The sequence below is a fragment of the Psychrobacter glacincola genome, assembly GCF_965118485.1.
GTDB lineage: Bacteria > Pseudomonadota > Gammaproteobacteria > Pseudomonadales > Moraxellaceae > Psychrobacter > Psychrobacter glacincola_D.
Genome location: NZ_CBCPJH010000077.1, coordinates 1 through 1,679, shown reverse-complemented (window position 1 = coordinate 1,679; position 1,679 = coordinate 1). Strand labels below are relative to the sequence as shown.

General features: G+C 39.8%; 2 protein-coding genes. Both read left to right on the top strand.

Going from position 1 to position 1,679, the window contains the following annotated elements:
* The first annotated feature begins 179 nt into the window (after positions 1–179).
* Complete coding sequence (locus tag ACMHKH_RS14585) at positions 180–1,103, top strand: tyrosine-type recombinase/integrase (RefSeq protein WP_413521344.1); 924 nt, start codon at positions 180–182, stop codon at positions 1,101–1,103.
* A 270-nt stretch (positions 1,104–1,373) separates the two neighbouring features.
* A complete protein-coding gene (locus ACMHKH_RS14580; protein ID WP_413521343.1) occupies positions 1,374–1,535 on the top strand; it encodes a hypothetical protein in 162 nt (53 codons plus the stop codon).
* Positions 1,536–1,679 lie beyond the last annotated feature (144 nt).

The following is a 1,679-nucleotide window of genomic DNA, read 5'->3' as shown; positions in this document are numbered from 1 at the left end:
CCGACCACCGGTACCAATACCTAGTTCTATACTATCTTATAGAGTCGACAAAGCCCCTGATATCAGGGGCTTTGTTGTATCTGACGTCTTATACTGTCCTACCGTATCTATCCCAATCCCTGCATCTGATGTACACTGTCATGTACACCGGTTTTTAAATATACATTGGGGTATCAGTCATGGAACAGCGTAAACCCATCAGCTCCGATAGGAGCATCAGTAGTCATAAAGCTGAAGACAAAGAATACTTGGTTCCTGTCAAAGGATGTCCTAAGCTATATCTAATGGTTAGACCAAACAGCACCAAATCTTGGTTATATCGCTACCTATCCCCTACTTACTCAAAAAACCGGAGACTTTCACTTGGCGTTTATCCAAACGTCTCCTTTGCTCGTGCCTGTGATATTTGGCGTGAGAATGAAGACTTTATTACTAAAGGGCTAGATCCAAAAGAGCATCGTGAAGAATTAAAAAATAGTCTTATTAGTAAAACTAAAAACTTTTTTAATCACTTTGCTTGGGAATACTTCGCTACTCTTGAACAAACCCAAAAAGGTAATACGCTCATTCGTAAGAAGGGTCGCTTGGAGCTTCTATGCTCTTACATAGGTAATGAGCCAATTAGTGAAATTGGCTCTCCTAGAATGCTTGAAGTGCTTTTAGATATTCAAGCCAAGTCTTTAAATAAAGACGACAAGCCTACTGACAAAGCTGAACGCTGCGCAGGCATCGCTAGTGATGTATTTGTTTATGCTAATGCTCGTGGGTTTTGTAGTAGCAACCCTGCGGCGCTTATTAAAAGCCAATTAGCTAAATCTAGTTACGGTCATCGTCCAGCTGCTACCAAGCCGAAAGACTTAGCCAAGTTACTGCGAGCCATTGAGACAATTGAAAGTGATTTGAATACCATCAGCTCCCTTAGGCTATTAGCATTGCTCTTTGTCCGTAATGGCGATCTACGACGGATGAGATGGTCAGATTTGGACCTAGAGGCTAGAAGGTGGCAGTTTAAGCCTTTAAAGGGACAAGGCAAAGTAAATATGGTTAAAGACATGGTTGCCCCTCTACCACGACAAGCAGTAGCTATATTGCGTGAGCAGTAAATAATTAACGGGCACACCGAATATGTCTTTTACAGCGAAACGGCAAAAAAACATCAGATCATATCAGACGCTACTGCTAATAATCAATTACACAATTTAGGGTATCAAAATATACATTGTGTACACGGCTTTAGAGCGACGGCTAAGACTATCCTACAAGAGCATTTAAAGTACTCTCTATTACTTGTAGAGATGGCATTAGGTCATACAACTAAAGATCCCAATGGAGCTGCTTATGGCCGATTTGAGTACATTGATGGTCGCACGGAGATGATGCAGAAATGGGCGGATTATTTAGACGCTTTGAGAGAAGGCAGAGATACGGAAGAGTTTAGAGCGGATGCTAAAGATAAGGCCTATCCTACTACTCAGCTACAAGCATTGATTGATCAGCTTGGAGAGGACAAAATTCTTGACATGCTCAAAAGGTAAAACTAAGTTTATTACTCAACCTTACTTACATATATAAATATTCAAAAATATTAAATTATATATTATTAACTAAAAGATGTTTCTCGATTTCAGACAACCAGATATAAGAGCTTACGTATTTCATCAATCATTATTGTGATACTA